The organism is Micromonospora yasonensis (assembly GCF_026013475.1).
Classification (GTDB): domain Bacteria; phylum Actinomycetota; class Actinomycetes; order Mycobacteriales; family Micromonosporaceae; genus Micromonospora; species Micromonospora yasonensis.
This window is the reverse complement of sequence record NZ_JAPDPH010000492.1, coordinates 1-379: the sequence shown is the minus strand read 5'-3', so window position 1 is coordinate 379 and position 379 is coordinate 1. Positions and strand designations below refer to the sequence as shown.

Here is a 379-nt window from a genome sequence, read left to right as displayed (position 1 = left end):
GGCCAGCGCCCGCTCCCGACGCGATGAGGAGCTGACCGCGGTGATCGAGCGGATCCACGCGGAGAACTACGGCGTCTACGGGGCCCGCAAGGTCTGGCACGAGCTGCGCCGACGCGGTGTGCGAGTGGCCCGCTGCACGGGTCGAGCGGCTGATGCGCGAGTCCGGGCTACGCGGGCTGCTGCGCGACAAAACGCCGCGCACGACCCGCCCGGCAGCCGAGACCAACCGGCCCGCGGACCTGGTCAAACGGGACTTCACCGCGGAACATCCGAACCAGCTGTGGGTCGCCGACCTGACCTACGTGCGCACCAGCGTGGGCTGGGTGTACGCCGCGTTCATTCTCGACGTGTACTCCCGCATGATCGTCGGCTGGCAGGT

General features: G+C 70.2%; 1 protein-coding gene and 1 pseudogene. Both read left to right on the top strand.

From position 1 onward, the window contains the following. Nucleotides 1-31: 31 nt before the first annotated feature. A pseudogene (locus ONA70_RS37115) lies at nt 32-127 on the top strand (IS3 family transposase); the annotation flags it as partial. A gap of 25 nt (nt 128-152) precedes the next feature. Then, the coding region (locus ONA70_RS36505) for a DDE-type integrase/transposase/recombinase (RefSeq protein WP_265011026.1) at nt 153-379 on the top strand (227 nt) is incomplete at its 3' end.